The sequence below is a fragment of the Cellulomonas citrea genome (assembly GCF_009829685.1).
In the GTDB taxonomy this organism is placed as follows: Bacteria; Actinomycetota; Actinomycetes; order Actinomycetales; family Cellulomonadaceae; genus Cellulomonas; species Cellulomonas citrea.
The window spans coordinates 1-16,236 of record NZ_VWSD01000064.1; the positions used below are offsets into that span (position 1 = coordinate 1).

At 73.4% G+C, this 16,236-nt stretch carries 15 protein-coding genes and 1 pseudogene; 5 read left to right on the top strand and 11 right to left on the bottom strand.

The window, feature by feature from the left end; translation table 11 throughout:
• From F2B26_RS08880 to F2B26_RS08890, 3 genes are all read right to left on the bottom strand, one after another.
• Positions 1 to 656 (bottom strand): EamA family transporter (locus F2B26_RS08880; RefSeq protein WP_159808495.1); only part of this gene is annotated, 656 nt, incomplete at its 3' end.
• Between the two features lie 122 nt (positions 657 to 778).
• The gene (locus F2B26_RS08885) at positions 779 to 1,687 is read right to left on the bottom strand and encodes an esterase/lipase family protein (protein WP_159808497.1); all 909 of its coding nucleotides are present in this window, start codon (positions 1,685 to 1,687) and stop codon (positions 779 to 781) included.
• 87 nt (positions 1,688 to 1,774) lie between these two features.
• Positions 1,775 to 2,752, bottom strand: a complete 978-nt coding sequence (locus F2B26_RS08890; RefSeq protein WP_159808499.1) for an NAD(P)-dependent oxidoreductase — start codon at positions 2,750 to 2,752, stop codon at positions 1,775 to 1,777.
• A gap of 134 nt (positions 2,753 to 2,886) precedes the next feature.
• Between F2B26_RS08890 and F2B26_RS08895 the strand changes: the two genes are divergently transcribed.
• A complete protein-coding gene (locus F2B26_RS08895; protein ID WP_159808501.1) occupies positions 2,887 to 3,789 on the top strand; it encodes a zinc-binding dehydrogenase in 903 nt (300 codons plus the stop codon).
• 52 nt (positions 3,790 to 3,841) lie between these two features.
• Here the strand turns inward: F2B26_RS08895 and gad are convergent, their stop codons facing one another.
• From gad to F2B26_RS08910, 3 genes are all read right to left on the bottom strand, one after another.
• Positions 3,842 to 5,245 (bottom strand): glutamate decarboxylase, encoded by a 1,404-nt coding sequence (gad, locus tag F2B26_RS08900; RefSeq protein ID WP_159808503.1) that lies wholly within the window; start codon positions 5,243 to 5,245, stop codon positions 3,842 to 3,844.
• Between the two features lie 69 nt (positions 5,246 to 5,314).
• A complete protein-coding gene (locus tag F2B26_RS08905) occupies positions 5,315 to 5,944 on the bottom strand; it encodes a TetR/AcrR family transcriptional regulator (RefSeq protein ID WP_159808505.1) in 630 nt (209 codons plus the stop codon).
• A gap of 113 nt (positions 5,945 to 6,057) precedes the next feature.
• On the bottom strand, positions 6,058 to 6,495 hold the full coding sequence (locus F2B26_RS08910) for an organic hydroperoxide resistance protein (RefSeq protein ID WP_159808507.1): 438 nt from the start codon (positions 6,493 to 6,495) through the stop codon (positions 6,058 to 6,060).
• A gap of 248 nt (positions 6,496 to 6,743) precedes the next feature.
• On the opposite strand from F2B26_RS08910, the gene F2B26_RS08915 reads away from it, so the two are divergent.
• Genes F2B26_RS08915 through F2B26_RS08925 form a run of 3 tightly spaced genes read left to right on the top strand, consistent with a single transcriptional unit; the run spans position 6,744 to position 10,430 of the window.
• Positions 6,744 to 8,924 carry a putative bifunctional diguanylate cyclase/phosphodiesterase gene (locus F2B26_RS08915; RefSeq protein ID WP_159808509.1) on the top strand — a complete coding sequence of 727 codons (2,181 nt, stop codon included), beginning with the start codon at positions 6,744 to 6,746 and terminating at the stop codon, positions 8,922 to 8,924.
• Positions 8,925 to 8,980: 56 nt separating this feature from the next.
• Complete coding sequence (locus F2B26_RS08920; protein ID WP_159808511.1) at positions 8,981 to 9,436, top strand: methylglyoxal synthase; 456 nt, start codon at positions 8,981 to 8,983, stop codon at positions 9,434 to 9,436.
• Between the two features lie 55 nt (positions 9,437 to 9,491).
• Positions 9,492 to 10,430 carry an aldose 1-epimerase gene (locus F2B26_RS08925; protein WP_159808513.1) on the top strand — a complete coding sequence of 313 codons (939 nt, stop codon included), beginning with the start codon at positions 9,492 to 9,494 and terminating at the stop codon, positions 10,428 to 10,430.
• Here F2B26_RS08925 and F2B26_RS08930 read toward each other — a convergent pair.
• Genes F2B26_RS08930 through F2B26_RS08950 form a run of 5 tightly spaced genes read right to left on the bottom strand, consistent with a single transcriptional unit; the run spans position 10,384 to position 15,670 of the window.
• The gene (locus F2B26_RS08930; protein WP_159808515.1) at positions 10,384 to 11,160 is read right to left on the bottom strand and encodes an ABC transporter ATP-binding protein; all 777 of its coding nucleotides are present in this window, start codon (positions 11,158 to 11,160) and stop codon (positions 10,384 to 10,386) included. The two genes, F2B26_RS08925 and F2B26_RS08930, sit on opposite strands and share 47 nt — an antisense overlap.
• Entirely contained in the window at positions 11,153 to 12,133 is a 981-nt protein-coding gene (locus tag F2B26_RS08935; protein WP_159808517.1) for an ABC transporter ATP-binding protein, read from the bottom strand. The genes F2B26_RS08930 and F2B26_RS08935 overlap by 8 nt, the downstream gene beginning before the upstream one ends.
• Entirely contained in the window at positions 12,130 to 13,038 is a 909-nt protein-coding gene (locus tag F2B26_RS08940; RefSeq protein ID WP_159808519.1) for an ABC transporter permease, read from the bottom strand. The genes F2B26_RS08935 and F2B26_RS08940 overlap by 4 nt, the downstream gene beginning before the upstream one ends.
• Positions 13,035 to 14,078 carry an ABC transporter permease gene (locus tag F2B26_RS08945; RefSeq protein WP_159808521.1) on the bottom strand — a complete coding sequence of 348 codons (1,044 nt, stop codon included), beginning with the start codon at positions 14,076 to 14,078 and terminating at the stop codon, positions 13,035 to 13,037. The genes F2B26_RS08940 and F2B26_RS08945 overlap by 4 nt, the downstream gene beginning before the upstream one ends.
• Positions 14,078 to 15,670 carry an ABC transporter substrate-binding protein gene (locus F2B26_RS08950; RefSeq protein ID WP_159808523.1) on the bottom strand — a complete coding sequence of 531 codons (1,593 nt, stop codon included), beginning with the start codon at positions 15,668 to 15,670 and terminating at the stop codon, positions 14,078 to 14,080. The genes F2B26_RS08945 and F2B26_RS08950 overlap by 1 nt, the downstream gene beginning before the upstream one ends.
• Before the next feature lie 159 nt (positions 15,671 to 15,829).
• Here F2B26_RS08950 and F2B26_RS08955 point away from each other — a divergent pair.
• A pseudogene (locus F2B26_RS08955) lies at positions 15,830 to 16,236 on the top strand (hypothetical protein); the annotation flags it as partial.

Consider the following 16,236-nt stretch of genomic DNA (forward strand, 5'->3'; position numbering starts at 1 on the left):
GCCGCCAGGTGCACCGCGACGAGGACGAGCAGCGCGACCGCGCACCCGCCGAGCAGCCGGTCGAACGCGGCAGAGGACACGTACGCCAACGAGTGCGACGGCCCGCCGGGCACCGGGGCGGCCTTCTGCACCGCGAGCAGGGCGCGCCGGCTGAGCACGGCGCTCACCCCCTGGGCGAGCGCGGCGAGCACCGCCAGCCCGACCCCCAGCCGCACACCCGGCGGCCGGCCCGCGCCCCGCAGGTACGGCACCAGACCGAGCACGACGCCCACGAGGATGACGACGCACGCGCCGATCACCGGCCCGGTGAGCGCATCGGCGAACCACACCCAGGCCAGCGTGGCCGCGGTGAACGCCGCGAGGGTCTCCACCAGCAGCTCGGCCAGCGGTGCCCCGAGCAGCGGGAGCGCGCGGAACATCGCCAGCCCGCCGATGCCGAAGCCGATCGCCCCGGCGAGCACGAACGCCGGCAGCTGACTGCCGAACCCGCGCCCGGTCGCGAAGGCGACGGCACCGAGCACGACGAGCGCCAGCAGCAGCCGCCCGGCGTTGGCCCGCACGAAGCCCACGAGCCGCACGGCCCGTCGGGCGCACACGGGGGTGATCCCGTAGCCGAGCGCGGCCACCACCGCGGCACCCAGACCGACGGGGATCATCGGGTCGGCACGTTCATCGGGCGTTCTCCTTCGGACGACCACACGCGGACCCCGCGCACCTGCCAGGCAACCACCGGGCGCGTGCGTGCGCATGGGTCCTTGGGGTCGGCCGGCCCCGGGGCTCAGCCGGCGAGTGCGGCGTCGACCACCTCGAACACCGCCGGGTCCCACGTGAGGCCCTTCTCCCAGGGCAGGTCGAACTGGTCGGCGATGAAGATCGAGTGCACGTCGGCCAGCTCGACGTCGTGGTGGCTCGCCAGCACATCGGCCGGCACGTCCACCGCGAGGGCGCTCGCGCGCTGCACCAGACCGTCGTGCGGCCACAGCGTCGGGGGCTGCTCGGCGGCGTGGAAGTAGGTTCCCGCGACCAGGGTGACCGGGATGTCGGCGAGCACACCGGCCTGCCGGGAGTTCCAGCCGTCGATGCCGGCCAGGTAGCGCGCGGTGACCTCCTCGGCGGCGCCCTGGGAGTTCTCTTCCGCGTAGGCGTCGGTCGCGTGGAACAGGGCGAGCGTGGCCGGGTCGTCCTGGGCGTCGGCGAGCGTGAGGTCGCCCGCGTGGAAGTCGCCGAGCAGCGACCCCGTCCACGGCGTGCCCAGCGTGACCAGGCGCCGGACGGGCAGCGCGGCACCCTCGTCGAGCCCGTGGCGCAGCGCCGCCCGGGAGAACAGGCCGCCCATCGAGTGCACCACCAGGTCGAGGTCGTCGACGCCGTGCTCCTGCACGAGGTAGGCGACGAACCGGGCGAGGGCGGCGCCGGCCGCGTCGATGTCGCCCGCCGAGTTGACGGTCATCTCGGCCGGGAGCACCAGCGGCACATCGGCGAACCCCTGCCAGCCGGTGTCCTCGTGCACCTCGCCCACGCCCAGGCGGGCCGGTGCGGTGAAGACCGTGCGCCCCTGGTCGAGCAGGTGGCTGCGCAACGCCGTCATCGTGTTGCCGGCCGCCAGCCCGCTGCCCGCGGCGTGGTCCGGGGTGGTGAACGGCGTGACGGCGGCACCGCCGGAGACGAGAACGACCGCGTGCGACATGGTGACCTCCGTGCTGGGGGGGTTTCGAGCTGCAGAGAAGGGCCTTGACCTGCGCGGACAGGATAGGGCCGAGCCCTGAGCGGCCCCTCAGCTCACCACCCGCACGGGCGTCCCGGCGGCGAACGCCTCGACGCACTCCACAGCGCCGGCGGCCATCCGGGCCAGGGCCTGCGGGGTGCGGAAGCCCAGGTGCGGGGTGAGCACGGTGTGCGGGGTGCGCAGCAGCGCGTCGTCGGCGGGCAGCGGTTCGGGGTCGAACACGTCGCACGCCGCTCGCAGGTCGCCGCGGGCCAGGCGGGCCGCCAGCGCACCCGGGGCGATGAGCTCGGCGCGGGCGGTGTTCACCAGGATCGTGCCGGGGCGCAGCAGGTCGAGGTGCTCGGCGGTGAGCAGGCCGCGGGTCGCGTCGGTGAGCGGCAGGTGCAGGCTCACGGCGTCGGCGGTGGCGAGCAGCTCGTCGAGCGGCACCTGGCGGGCGTCGGGCCCGGCGAGCGCGGCCAGGTCGGTCACGGGGTGCACGTCGTGCACGAGCACCCGCATCCCCAGGGCGGCGACCAGGGCGGTGAAGGCGCGCCCGACGGCACCGACCCCCACCACCCCGACCTTCGCACCGAACAGCTCGGTGCCGGCGAACCCGGACCAGTCGCCCGCACGGATCGCCGCGTCGCCGTCGAGGACGCCGCGGGCGCTGGCCAGGAGCAGGGCGAGGGCGAGCTCGGCGACCGCCCGGTCGCCGTACCCGGTGACGTTGGTGACCGTGATGGCGAGGCGTCGGGCGGTGGGCAGGTCGATGTAGCTGGCGGCGCCGGTGCCGGCGAAGGCCAGCAGCCGGGTGCGGCCCGCGATCTGCTCGAGGGACTGCGCCGTCAGGTGGGTGCCGATGATCGCGAGGTCGGCGTCGAGCAGCCGCGCTGCGGCCTCGTCGGGGGTCGGCAGGTCGTCGTGCACGGTGAGGCGACCGACGGCGCGCAGCCGGTCGGCGAGCGGTCCGGTGGCCAGCTGGGCGGCGAGCACCGGCTCGCCGCCGGGGAACACGATGTGCGGTCGGTCCACGACGAGGTCCACGTCCAGCGACCCTAGACCAGCGCCGACCGGTGGTGCCGCCGCCCCGGGCCGGGCACCTGTGGCGGAACATCCCCCCGCGTCGCACGGTTGGGCACGAAGTCGCGTCCGGTACCGGGCGCCGGGAGGAGCTGGCCGTGCACGCACTGCAGTTCGCTGAGTTCGGTGGTCCGGAGGTCCTTCGTTGGGCGCTGGCGCCCGAGCCGCACGCCGGCCCCGGTGAGGTTCGCGTCCGGGTGCTCGGCGCCAGCATCAACCCGGTCGACTGGAAGGTCGCCGGCGGGTTCATGTCCGGCGGCCAGCCGTTGACCGGGACCGGGTACCTCGGGCGGGACGGTGCGGGCGTCGTCGACGAGGTCGGTGACGGCGTGGTCGACGTGCATGTCGGCGACCTGGTGTGGGGTCTGGGCTCAGCCACCCAGGCGGAGCACGCCGTGCTCGGCTCGTGGGTGCCGGTGCCCGACGGGGTCGACCCGCTCGTGGCCGCCGCCGCGGGGGTGGCGGTCGAGACCTCTGAGCGGGGGCTGCGGCTGCTCGGTGCCGAGCCGGGGCAGACGCTGTTCGTCGACGGTGGCTCCGGCGGGGTCGGGGCGGTGCTGGTCCAGGTGGCCGTCGCGCGCGGGATCCGGGTGGTCGCCTCCGCGGGGCCGGCCAACCAGGAGCGTCTGCGGGCGATCGGTGCGACTCCGGTGGTCTACGGCGACGGCCTCGCCGAGCGGGTGCGCGCGGCCGCCGCCGGCGAGGTGGACGTCGTGTTCGACGTCGCCGGCAAGACGGACGTCGACGTGCTCCTCGGCCTCGTGGCGACGCCGCACCAGGTGCTGTCGATCGCGAACTTCGAGGCCGCGGCCGCCGGGATCCAGCTCACGGGCGGTGGCGCCGACTCGCGTGCCGCCGACGCGCTCGCTGAGGGGAACCGGCTGCTCGCCTCCGGTGCGCTGTCGATCGAGGTGCAGCGCTTCGCGTTCGCCGAGGCGGTGCAGGCCTACGAGCTCAGCCTCACCGGGCACGTGCGGGGCAAGCTCGTCCTCACGCCGTGACGTGCACCGGCCGGGTCCGGGGCTGCCCCGGACCCGCCGGTCGCCGCGCGCCTCAGTGGTGGAAGCCGGTCTGCCGCACCGCCGGCATCGGCCCCTCGAGGCTGTCCAACCAGGCCACCTGCGCCCGCAGGTCCTCCAGGAAGGACTCGGCGAGGTCCATCGACAGCCCGTTGCGCACGACGATGCGCTGCACCGTGACCTCCTGCAGGTCGGCCGGCATCGGGTAGGCCGGGACCAGCCAGCCCCGCGAGCGCAGTCGGTCGGACAGGTGGTACAGGTTCCAGTTGTCCGTGTGGCCCGCGCGCAGCCGCCAGGCGAACACCGGGATGTCCGACCCGTCGTTCCACAGCTCGAACGCGGGCATGGCGCCGATCTCGTGCGCCAGGTGCTGGGCCACGTCGGACGAGGACTGCTGGACCTTGGTGAAGCCCGACCGACCCAGCCGCAGGAACTGGTAGTACTGCAGCAGCACCTGCGCACCGGGCCGGGAGAAGTTGAGCGCCAGGGTCGGCATGTCCCCGCCGAGGTAGCTCACGGAGAAGATGAGCTCCTCGGGCAGCGCCGCGCGGTCCCGCCACACGATCCAGCCCAGACCCGGGTACACCAGCCCGTACTTGTGGCCCGAGGTGTTGACCGACGCCACCCGCGGCAGCCGGAAGTCCCACACGAGGTCGGGCTGGATGAACGGGGCGACCATCGACCCCGACGCCCCGTCGACGTGCACCTGCACGTCCAGGCCGGCGCTCGCCTGGAGCTCGTCGAGGGCGGCACAGATCTGGGCGACGGGCTCGTACATCCCGGTGTAGGTGACGCCGAGGATGGCGACCACGCCGATCGTGTTCTCGTCGACGTAGGCGGCCAGGTCGTGCCCGTCGAGCACGGGGTGCTCGGCGCTGATCGGCACGTAGCGCGGCTCGACCTCGAAGTAGGTGCAGAACTTCTCCCAGCACACCTGCACCGCGCTGGACATCACCAGGTTGGGCCGGTCGGTGGGCTGTCCCGCGGCGCGACGCGCATGCTGCCAGCGGCGCTTGAGGGCCAGCCCGCCGAGCATCGCCGCCTCGGAGGACCCGACGGTGGAGGTGCCGATCGCCTGCTCCGGGTCGGGGGCGTGCCACAGGTCGGCCAGGATCGTGGCGCAGCGGGCCTCGATGGCGGCGGTCGCCGGGTACTCGTCCTTGTCGACCATGTTCTTGTCGAACGCCTCGGCGTACAGCCGCTCGGCGTGCGAGTCCATCCAGGTGCCGACGAAGGTCGCCAGGTTGAGCCGGGCGTTGCCGTCGAGCATCGCCTCGTCGTGCACGATCTGGTACGCGGTCTCCGGCAGGGACTCGTCCTCGGGCAACCGGTGGCGGGGGAGGGTCGTGGCCTCACCGGGCCGGGCGAACAGCGGGTTGAGCACGATGTCGCCGGACGGGTCGCCCTCGTGGCCGACGGCGTTGCGGTGCACGTTCATGGCAGGACCCCCAGGAGGACGGGCGACGGGCTGACGGGTGCACCCCGACGCTAGGCCTGCGCCCGCAGGTCAGCGTGAGTGCCGCGCCGCGTGCACGAGCACCGCCCCGGCGCTGGTCAGCGCGGTGCCGACCAGCTCGGGGGTGGCGTCGGCGACCATCGCCCCGTCGCGCAGCATGACGAGGGCCAGGGCGGTGCCGCGCGCATCGGCCAGGCCCAGCTCGGTGAGCAGCTGCGTGGTGGTGGCCAGCATCCAGCGACGGTGCCCGTCCACGACGGTGCGCACGGGGTTCTCGGCCTCGGGGTACTCGGCGAGGGCGTTGAGGAACGGGCAGCCGCGGAACCCGGCGCCGCAGGCCTGGCTGGCCAGCGTCTCGGCGTACCGGCGCAGGACGGCGCCCGGGTCGCCGGGGTGCTGTGCGCGCCAGGTCGACACGGTGTGCTGCTCGGCCGCCGACATGGTCGCCAGGTAGGCGGCGACGAGGTGGTTCTTGGTGGGGAAGTGCCGGTAGAAGGTCGCCTTGGTGACCTCGGCGGCGGCCATCACGGCGTCGGCGCTCACCGCGCGGATGCCGTCGAGGTAGAACCGCGGTGCGGCCGCCGCCAGGATGCGCCGGGCCGCCTCGGACTGGCCGCCGTCGCGGCGCGGGTGGCCGACGACGGGTGCGGCCGGGTCGGCGAGGGCGTCCAGCATGCTCATGGCCTCATCCTTGCGTGACCGGCCGGGCCGGGCGCCTGCGACGCACTCGACGGGCGGCGACGGGACCCGGTCCGGCCGGGACGGGGCCGGACCTGTCGGGCCGGCCGGGGTGCTCAGGCGACGGGTGCTGCGGTGCTCGTGGTGAGCGTGACGGCGATGTTGCCGCGCGTGGCGTTGGAGTAGGGGCAGACCTCGTGCGCGCGGGCGACGAGGCGCTCGGCCTCGGCCTGGTCGAGCTGCGGGAGGGTGACGTCGAGCTGGGCCTCGATGGTGTAGCCGGCCTCGCCGTTGGGCACCAGGCCGATGTGCGCCACGACCTGGGAGCCGGTGAGCGCGATCTTGTCGGCGGCGGCGACCTGCTTGAGGGCCGAGTGGAAGCACGAGGACCAGCCCGCGGCGAACAGCTGCTCGGGGTTGGTGCCGCCGCCGGCGCCGCCGAGGGCGGTCGGGACGGCCAGGACGACGTCGAGCGCGCCGTCGTCGGTCACGGCGCGACCGCCGCGGCGGCCCTCACCGGTCGAGGTGGCGGTCGCGGTGTAGAGGGTGGTCATGGCGCGCTCCCATATGTAGACGAACTAGTACGTCTACTGTACGTCACCTGCGCGACCGGTCCACCGCACGGGTGGTCTAGGTGCGCCCCGGCGCCGCGAGTCGCATCATGGGCACACGGCGCCACAGGGGTTGCGCGACCCGCGCGACCAGGCCCGACGTCGCCGAGCCGGTCTCGCACGTCGGCGCCAAGCACCGGGGAAGGACGCGCCAGCCGCGTCCACCGGCTCCACGCAGGATCGGGGGAGCGGTGAGTGGACGACGGCCCGGCGCGCGCGCCGGCGGGCACCGGGCCCCGCCGCCGGTCCGCCGCCTGGCCCTGCTCGAGGTCACCGTCACTGCGGCGCTCGCGGTGCACGCCCTGGTCGTCGCGTCCACCGCGAACCACGTCGACTCCTACCGGGCGGCCGCCGCGGTTCTGGCCGCCCTGGCCGTGGCGGGCTACGCCGGCTGGCGCTCGAACGGCGCCGTCCTCACCCGGGCCGCGGCCGTCGTGCTGCTCGGCCTGCTGCTGCTGGAGCTGCACGACAGCGGGTCGGACTACGTGCTGCTGTGGTATTTCGTCGTCGTCGCCGTCTACCCGGTCGTGCTGCCGCCCGTCGCCGCCTACGTCCTCGTCGCCGTCGTCCCGCTCGCCTACCTGGCCACCGTGCTGCCGCCGGCGTACGGCCCGTTCGCGGTCGACGTGCTGCGCGCGGTCTCCCTGCTGCTCGTCGGGCTGTTCGCGCGGGCCGCGGCCGAGGCGCTGCGCCGCGTCGCGGACGAGCACGACCATCTCGCCGCCCTGCTCGACGCCTGCCTCGGGGCCGCGCCCGTCGCGTTCGCGGTCGTCGACCGCTCGGCCCGGCTCCAGTTCTGGAACTCCCGGATCGACCAGGTCCGGGACGTGCGCGCGCCGGCCCGGCTCGGGATGCGGGTCGACGAGCTCGACCTGGCGCCGCCACTGGCCGAGGCGGTCGCCACCTCGCTCGTCTCCGGGCGGCGCGTCGACCGCCTGCTCCTGGAGCACGGAGGGCACCGCTGGACCGCCAGCGTGTTCCCGGTGGCGGTGGCCCGGCGCACCGTCGGCACCGCGTGCATGGTCGCCGACGTGACCGCCAGCACGCAGCAGCGGGAGCGGCTGCTCCACCTGGCGACGCACGACATCCTCACCGGGCTGCCCAACCGGTCCCTGTTCGCCGACCGGCTCACCGCATCGCTGGCGTCCGGTGAGCCGGTGAGCGTGCTGTTCTGCGACGTCGACAACTTCAAGGTGCTCAACGACGCCCTCGGCCACGTCGTGGGGGACCTCGTGCTGGTCGCCCTGGCCGCCCGGCTGCGTGCCACCGTCGAGGACCAGGACGACGTCGCCCGGCTGGGCGGCGACGAGTTCGCCGTGCTGCTGCGGTCCCGCGGTCTCGCCGAGGCCAGCGAGGTGGCCGAGCAGATCTGCGCCGCCCTGCGCGAACCGCTGCAGGTCGAGGGGCGGCCGGTCACCGCGACGCTGTCGGTCGGGGTGGCCCGTGCCGCCGGGGCCGGCTCGTCGGCCAGCCTGCTGCGCGACGCGGACCTGGCGCTCTACCAGGCCAAGGAGCACGGCCGCGACCAGGTGGCGGTGTTCGACGACTCGGCCCGCGCGGCCGTCGAGGAGCGGATGAGCCTCGGTGAGGCGCTGCGCCGGGCCGTCGAGCTGGACCAGGTCACGGTGGCCTACCAGCCGGTGGTCTCCTGGTGCCCGGACGGCAGCAGCCGCCTGGTCGGCTTCGAGGCCCTCGCGCGGTGGAGCATGCCCGAGCGCGGGCCGGTGCCGCCGGACGTCTTCGTCCCCATCGCCGAGGACCTCGGGCTCATCCAGGAGCTGGGTGCCCACGTGCTGCGGACCGCCTGCCTGCAGATGCGCACCTGGCGTGACCTGCACGACCCGACCCTGCAGATCGCGGTCAACGTCTCGCCCCGCCAGCTCGACCACCCCGGGCTGCCCGCCGTGGTCGCCGCCGCGCTGGCGCAGGCCGGGCTCCCGGCCGGGGCGCTCGAGCTGGAGATCACCGAGTCGGTCCTCATGAGCGATGTGGTGAAGACCGCCGCCGTCCTGGCCCGGCTGCGCGCGGTCGGCGTGCACATCGCGCTCGACGACTTCGGCACCGGGTACAGCTCGTTGGTCTACCTGCGTGAGCTGCCGATCGACACGATCAAGATCGACCGGTCGTTCACCATGAAGCTGCCCGCCGACACGGCGCTGTTCGCCCAGCTCATCTCGTTGGCGGCCGTCACGGGTGCGCGCACCGTGGTCGAGGGCGTCGAGACGGCCGAGCAGCGGGACACCGCCCGCGCCGCCGGCGCCGACCGGTTGCAGGGCTACCTCATCGCCAAGCCGATGGACCAGGACGAGGCGGGCGACTGGTTGGAGCGCTGGTACGCCGACCCGGGGGCGGCGGGGCGCGACCGGCCCTGACCTCCGTACCGTGGGACCACCAGGCCGTCCCACCCCCGCACCGACAGGAGCACGTCATGGCCACCGCGCCCGCCGTCCGCCACATCGCCCTGGTCGCGCACGACAACAAGAAGGTCGAGCTGCTGCGCTGGGCCGAGTTCAACCGCGGCACGCTGTCCCGCCACCAGCTGTACTCGACCGGCACCACCGGGACGATGCTCGAGTTCGAGCTGGGCCTCAAGGTGCACCGGTTCCTGTCCGGCCCGGTCGGGGGCGACCAGCAGATCGGCGCGAAGATCGCCGAGGGCGGCATCGACACCCTCATCTTCTTCTGGGACCCGCTCGAGCCGCAGCCGCACGACCCCGACGTCAAGGCGCTGCTGCGCATCGCGACCGTGTGGAACGCACCGATGGCCTGCAACGTCGCCACCGCCGACCTGGTGATCTCCTCGCCGCTGCTGGAGGACCCGCAGTACGCGAACCAGCGACCCGACCTCAGCCCCCGGGGCTGGGACGGCTCACGTCCGGTCTGAGCCGTCGTCGCCGGCCACGTCCGGAGGCCCCCACCTGGGCCGATACCCTCGTGCGGTGACCCTCGACCTGCCTGTCCTCACCTCGTCGACCTGGCAGGTCGGGGTGCTGCCGGCCACCGGCGGGACCCTCGCGTTCGGCCGGGTCGCCACCGAGGACGGCCTGGTCGACGTGCTGCGTCCGACCCCGGCCGCCGCCCTGCGCCGGGCCGAGCGCACCGCGTCCTACCCGCTCATCCCGTGGTCCAACCGGATCGGGGAGGGGCTGCTGCGGTTCGGCGGACGCACCTGGCAGCTGCGCCGCAACGCCGACGACGGGACGGCCAGCCACGGCACGGTCCTGGACTACCCGTGGGACGTGGTGACCCGGCGCGACGACCTCGTCGAGCTCGCCCTCACCAGCGCGGACCTGGTGGGCGTCAACTTCCCGTGGCGGTTCGCCGCCGGGATCGGCTACCGGGTCGACGGGCCGGACCTGCTCGTGCACACCTGGCTGACCAACGAGGACGACGAGCCCTTCCCGGCCGGGTTCGGGCACCACCCCTTCTTCCAGCGCCACCTGCGCCCCGCCGACGGCGGCGCCCGGCTGCAGGTGCCTGCGGAGGCCTGCTACGACCTGGTCGGGGCGATCGCCACCGGACCGGCCGTCCCGGTCACCGAGCGGCTGGACTTCCGCACCGCCCGCACGGTCGGCGACCGACCGGTCGACGACTGCCTCACCGGGTTCGGCCCGCAGGGCGCGCGTGCCGTCATCGCCTACGACGACCTCGAGCTGGCGCTCACCGGCGACCCGGTGTACTCCCACCTTGTGGTCTACGTGCCGCGCGGGCGCGCCTACTTCGCGGTCGAACCGGTGACGCACGTCAACGGTGCGCACGCCCTGCTCGAGGCCGGTGTCCCGGGCGCCGGGCTGGCCGTCCTGGAGCCGGGGCGGCGCCTGACCGGTGGCTTCAGGCTGCGGGTGGCAGCGCCGACCGGCCCGGGATCGAGTCGATGAGCTCGCGCGTGTACGGGTGCTGCGGGTCGGACAGCAGCGACCCGGTGGGCCCGGACTCGACGACCTCACCGCGGTACATCACCATCGCGCGCTCGGTGAGGTAGTCCACCACCGATAGGTCGTGCGAGATGAGCACGAGCGCCAGCCCGCGGCTCTCTCGCAGGTCGAGCAGCAGGTTGAGCACGTTGGCCTGCACCGACACGTCGAGCGCCGACGTCGGCTCGTCGGCCACGAGCACCTGCGGGCCGCAGGCCAGGGCCCGGGCGATGCCGACGCGCTGGCGCTGACCGCCGGACAGCCCGGCCGGCCGGCGGGTGATCACCTCACCGGTGAGGCCCACCTCGGCGAGGATCTCCTCGGCTCGTGCGACCGCCGGACGGGCCGCCAGCCCGTCCCACACCCGGACCACCTCGGCGACGGTGCCCACCGCGGACAGCATCGGGTTGAGCGAGGCGTACGGGTCCTGGAACACCATCTGCACGACGCGACGCACCGGGTCCCGGCGCCGGATCGACTTCCACGGGCGGCCCTGCACGAGCACCGCACCCGCGCTCGGGTGCAACGAGCCCACGAGGCCGCGGCCGATGGTGGTCTTGCCGCTGCCGCTCTCCCCGACGATCCCGAGGGAGTCGCCGGCCCGCACCGCCAGCGTGATGTGGTGCGCCGCGGGCGGGGCGCCCTTGGCGTAGCGGAACTCGGCGTCCGTGACCTCCAGCAGCAGGTCAGACATGGGCGTGCGCCTCCTCGTGCGGGGCCGGCCAGCCGTGGCAGGCGCTCGACCGGTCGTCGGCCAGGGGGAGCAGGGCCGGCTGCTGCGTGCGGCACACGTCGCGGGCCCACTCGCAGCGCGGGGCGAACCGGCAGCCGGTCGGCCACTGGCCCGGGACCGCGGGCACCCCGGGGATGGTGACCAGACGTTCGCCGGCGGCACGCGTGGTCGGCCGGGCGCCCAGCAGCGCCGCGGTGTAGGGGTGCGACGGGTCGGTCATCACCTGCTGCGTGCTGCCCAGCTCGACGACGGTCCCGCCGTACATCACGGCGATCGTGTCCGCGACGTCGGCCACCACGCCCAGGTCGTGGGTGACCAGCAGCAGGCTCATCCCGGTGGCGGTGCGCAGGTCGGCGAACACCTCGAGGATCGCCTTCTGCACCGTCACGTCGAGGGCGGTGGTGGGCTCGTCGGCCACGAGCAGCCGGGGGCGCCCGGCGAGGGCGAGGGCGATCATCACGCGCTGCCGCATGCCGCCGGACAGCTCGTGCGGGTAGCGGCGCAGCACGTGCGCCGGGTCGGGCAGCCGCACCAGGTCGAGCAGCTCGTGCGAGCGGGCCTTCACGTCGGTGCCCGGGTCGAGCAGCCGCACGGCCTCCTTGAGCTGGGCACCGACGGTCATCACCGGGTCGAGCGCGTTGAGCGAGGCCTGCGGCACGAAGCCGATCTGCCGGCCGCGGACCTTCGCCCAGCCACGGTCGTCGAGCCCGGTGAGCGTGGTGCCGGCGAACTCCATGGAGCCGGCGACCACGGTGCCGCCGATCCGCGGCAGCAGGCCCATGAGCGCCCGGCAGGTGAGGGACTTGCCGGAGCCGGTCTCGCCGACCAGGCCCAGCACACCGTGCGAGGGCAGCGAGAGCGACACGTCGGACAGCACGGGCAGCCCGTTGATCTCGACGCCGAGCCCGGTGATGGTGAGCAGATCGGGGTTCATCGGGCGCCTCCGTCGACCTGGGCGAGCAGGGAGTCCGCGATGAGGGACAGTGCGATCCCGTAGACCGTGACGACCAGGCCCGGCATCACGGTGACCCACCACGCGGTGTAGAGCACCGTGGTCCCGGCGAGCATGAGCGAGCCCCACTCGGGTGCGGGCGGCTGGATGCCGGCGCCGATGAACGGCATCCCGGCGATGGTGACGACCGCGACGATCGCGTCCACCACCATGTAGGCCACGACCGTGGTCGCCAGGTTCGGCAGCAGGTGGCGGGTCACGATGCGGGACTTGGAGTACCCGAGCAGGGTGGCCGCGGTGACGAAGTCACGTGAGCGCATGCTCAGCGCCTCGCCGCGCACCAGCCGGGTGTACGACGCCCAGTTGATGACGACGATCGCGATGACGGCCGGCAGGGCGCCGCGCGGGAACGGCCCGACCTCGCCCATGTCGGAGAAGACCAGGGCGATGGCCATCACGATGATCATCCCGGGGAAGGAGATGATCGCGTCGGTGAGCCGCATGAGCACCGAGTCGGTGAGCGGGGAGCCCATCGCCGCGACCACCCCGACGAGGGTGCCGATCGTCGAGGACGCCAGCACGACGAGGATCACCATGAGCAGGTCGTTGCGACCGCCCAGCCAGGTCCGCACGAAGACGTCCCGGCCCACCGTGTCGGTGCCGAACGGGTGCGCGAGGGACGGCGGGGACAGCGGGGTGCCCGCGATGTCGGTGGCCGAGTGCGGCGAGAGCATCGGCACGACGATGGTGAGCAGCACGATGAGTCCGAGCAGCCCCAGGCCGAGCGCGAGCGCACCGTTGGGGTGCCGGCCGGCGAACCGCCAGTGCGGCAGCCGCAGCCAGTGCCGGCGTGGTGCCGGGGTGGGGGCGAGGGTCGTGGTGGTCACGAGGCGGCCGTCCTGGTCCGGGGGTCGACGATCCAGTAGGCGGCGTCGGCCAGGGCGTTGAAGGCGATGACGGTGACTGCCGAGACGAGGGCGATGCCCTGCACGACGGGGAAGTCGCGCGAGCCGACGGCGGCCATCATCCGGGACCCGATGCCGGGGATGTTGAAGACCACCTCGACGACCGCGGCACCACCGATGAGCCCGCCGAGGCTGTAGCCGATGAGCCCGATGATCGGCAGCAGGCTGTTCGGCAGCACGTGGCGCAGCACGACGCGGCGCCGCGGCAGGCCGCGGGCGATGGCGGCCTCGACGAAGTCCTGGGCGAAGGTCTCCCGGATCGACTGGCGCAGCGACCGGGCGATCACCGGGGCGAGCGCCACGGACAGCGCGGTGGCCGGCAGCCAGATGTACTCCAGGGACTGCAGCGGGGTGCCGTTCCAGCCGCCGGCGGGGGCGATCTTGGTCTTGAGCGCGACGAGCAGCAGCACCATGCCGAACATGAACGGCGGGGTGGACAGCAGGATCACCATGAGGGCCTGCAGACCGCGGTCGAGGCCGTCGTTGCGCCGGATGCCGGTGACGATGCCGACGGTGAGCCCGACGGCGAGGGAGATCACGAGGGCCACCGCAACCACGCCGAGGGAGTTGGCGAACGCGGGGGCGACGAGCTCGTTCACCGACTGCGTGCGCGAGACCAGCGAGGTGCCGAGGTCGCCGTGCAGCAGACCCTTGACGAGGGTGGCGAACTGGGTGGTGAGCGGCTGGTCGAGGCCCATCTCGTGGCGCAGGGTCGCGACCTTGTCCGGGGTGGCGAGCTTGCCCAGGATGAGCCGGGCCGGGTCGCCGGGGATCGCGTGCAGCAGACCGAACGTGATGACGACGACCCCGAAGAGGACCAGCGCGGTCTGGCCGAGCCGCTTGGCCAGGGCCCGGACGAGACCGGCGTGCCGGCCGCCGCGGGCGCGGGGTGCGCCGGCCGGGTCACCGCCGGTCGGCGCCGAGGAACCCTCGGCGCCGACCGACATGGTGGCCAGAGACATCAGGCCGTCTTGGTGGCCACGCGCAGCCACCCGGTCGGTTCGAAGGTCACCCACTGGCTGGCCGCGGTGCTCTGGGCGTTGACGAACGCCCAGTCGACCAGCGGGATGAGCGGCATGTCCTGCCCGAACTGCACGTTGATCTGCTGCATGAGGTCGGTGCGCTCGGTGCCGGTGGCGGAGATCGCCTTGGCGATGAGGGCGTCCATCGCCGGGGAGGAGTAGCCCGAGAACAGCGCGTTCGTGCCGCCGTCGGACTGCAGGCCCTGGGCGAGCAGGATGTCGGCCCGGTCGACGTAGTCGTACAGGCCCGAGCTGATGAAGTCGAACGAGAAGTCCGACTGCAGCGTGCCCATCTCGCCGCCCTCGACGTGCACCGGGGTGAAGGTGACGCCGATCTTGGCGAGGTCCTCGGTGAGCAGCGCCGCAAGGTCCTCGGTGCTCTGCTGGCCGGCCATGAAGGCGAACTTCAGCTCGCAGCCGTTCTCGCACGCCGTGCCCTTGAGCAGCGCCTTCGCGCCGTCGACGTCGACCTTCTCGGGCAGCACCGGGTTGGACAGCGTGGAGGTGTTCGGCCAGAACTGGTAGAGCGGCTTGGCCTGACCGGCCCAGATGACGTCGGAGATCTGCTTGCGGTCGATGACCATCGACACCGCGCGGCGGATCTTCGGGTCGGTGAGGATCCCGTTCTTGTCGTTCGGGATGAGGAAGTTGCCGCCGAAGGCCGGGGTCACGGTGCCGGCGACGTTCCCGGTGAACTGGGTGAGCGTGTTCGGCGGGATGTTCTCGGCCAGGTCGATGGACCCGCCCTTGAGCTGGACGCCGCGGGTGTTGGAGTCCTGGATGTAGACGAACTTGACGGTCGGCACCGCGGGGGTGGCGCCGGTCCAGTTCGGGTTGAGCACCAGGGTGGTGTTGCCGTTGGTCGGGTCGAACGTGTCGATCATGTAGGGCCCGGCCGAGATCGGCTTGACGTAGAACTCCTCGTTGCCGAGCTTGTCGGCCGGCAGGATGGTGCCGATCTCCGGGTCCGCGAGCAACGAGATCACGGACGGCTGCGGGCTGGACAGCGTGAGGACGACGGTGGAGTCGTCGGTCTGCTTGGCGCCGGCCCAGTGGGCGACCATCCCGGCGTTCCACGAGCCCTTGTCGTTGACGACCCAGTCGAGGGTGGCGGCGACGTCCTTGGCGGTGAGCGGGGTGCCGTCGGAGAACTTCAGGTCGGGCTTGATGTGGAACGTGTAGGTGAGGCCGTCGGCGCTGACGTCCCACGAGGACGCCAGACCGGGGTCGACGTCGGAGTAGTCCTTGTTGAAGACGGTGAGCGTGCCGCCGATGAGGTTGAGGATCTGCAGCTGCGCCTGGTCGACCGCCTTGTTGGGGTCGAGCGTGCTGATCGAGGCGCTGGTGCCGACGGTGAACGTCGCCGGTGCGGCTGCGCCGGTGCTCGAGGACGAGGAGGACCCGCCGGACGAGCACGCGCTGAGTGCGAGCAGGGCCGCACCGGTCGCGGCGACGGCGCCGATGAGGCGCTTGCGGGAACCCGAGACGGACCGCAGGGGCCGTCGGGGCGTGGGGGACGTCGAGGGGCTCACGGGGTACCGACCTCCTAGCCGCGGTGTGGCCGCGGTGCCATCGGATAGTGGGCGGAACAGTAGCCGCCTGGTCATCAGCGGTCAACTGAGTCAGAGACTTGTCCTCTGACAAGTTAGCGCCTAGCGTCGACCCGGCAGACTGCAGGCGGGAGGTGCGCGATGAACGGTCAGGCAGGTGACCTGCATGCCCGCATCGGCGTCGCGCGCGCGGACATCACACCGCCCGTGGGGACCCGCACCCACCTGTGGGGAGCCTCACAGCACGAGGTCGCCGACGGCGTGCACCGGCCGCTCACCGCCACCGCCCTGGCCCTCGTCGCGGACGACGGTGTGCCGCGCGTGCTGCTCAGCCTCGACGTGTGCGAGTGGGCCGACCCGCAGGACGAGCGCGTGGTCCGCGACGCGGTGAGCGCACGCTGCGGGCTCGACCCGGCCGATCTGCTGCTGCACTCGACGCACACGCACTCCGCCGCCGCACCCTGCCTGCGCCAGGCCGGGCTGGTCGGTGGGGAGCACCTGGCCGGCCACCTCGCCCTCATCGCGGAGCGCTGCGCGCAGGCGGCGCA

Bases quoted from the DNA above. Each gene is read 5' to 3' on its own strand.
- F2B26_RS08885 (WP_159808497.1), bottom strand. From the start codon at position 1,687: ATGTCGCACGCGGTCGTTCTCGTCTCCGGCGGTGCCGCCGTCACGCCG.
- gad (WP_159808503.1), bottom strand. From the start codon at position 5,245: ATGAACGTGCACCGCAACGCCGTCGGCCACGAGGGCGACCCGTCCGGC.
- F2B26_RS08905 (WP_159808505.1), bottom strand. From the start codon at position 5,944: ATGAGCATGCTGGACGCCCTCGCCGACCCGGCCGCACCCGTCGTCGGC.
- F2B26_RS08910 (WP_159808507.1), bottom strand. From the start codon at position 6,495: ATGACCACCCTCTACACCGCGACCGCCACCTCGACCGGTGAGGGCCGC.
- F2B26_RS08920 (WP_159808511.1), top strand. From the start codon at position 8,981: ATGGCCACCGCGCCCGCCGTCCGCCACATCGCCCTGGTCGCGCACGAC.
- F2B26_RS08930 (WP_159808515.1), bottom strand. From the start codon at position 11,160: ATGTCTGACCTGCTGCTGGAGGTCACGGACGCCGAGTTCCGCTACGCC.
- F2B26_RS08935 (WP_159808517.1), bottom strand. From the start codon at position 12,133: ATGAACCCCGATCTGCTCACCATCACCGGGCTCGGCGTCGAGATCAAC.
- F2B26_RS08945 (WP_159808521.1), bottom strand. From the start codon at position 14,078: ATGTCTCTGGCCACCATGTCGGTCGGCGCCGAGGGTTCCTCGGCGCCG.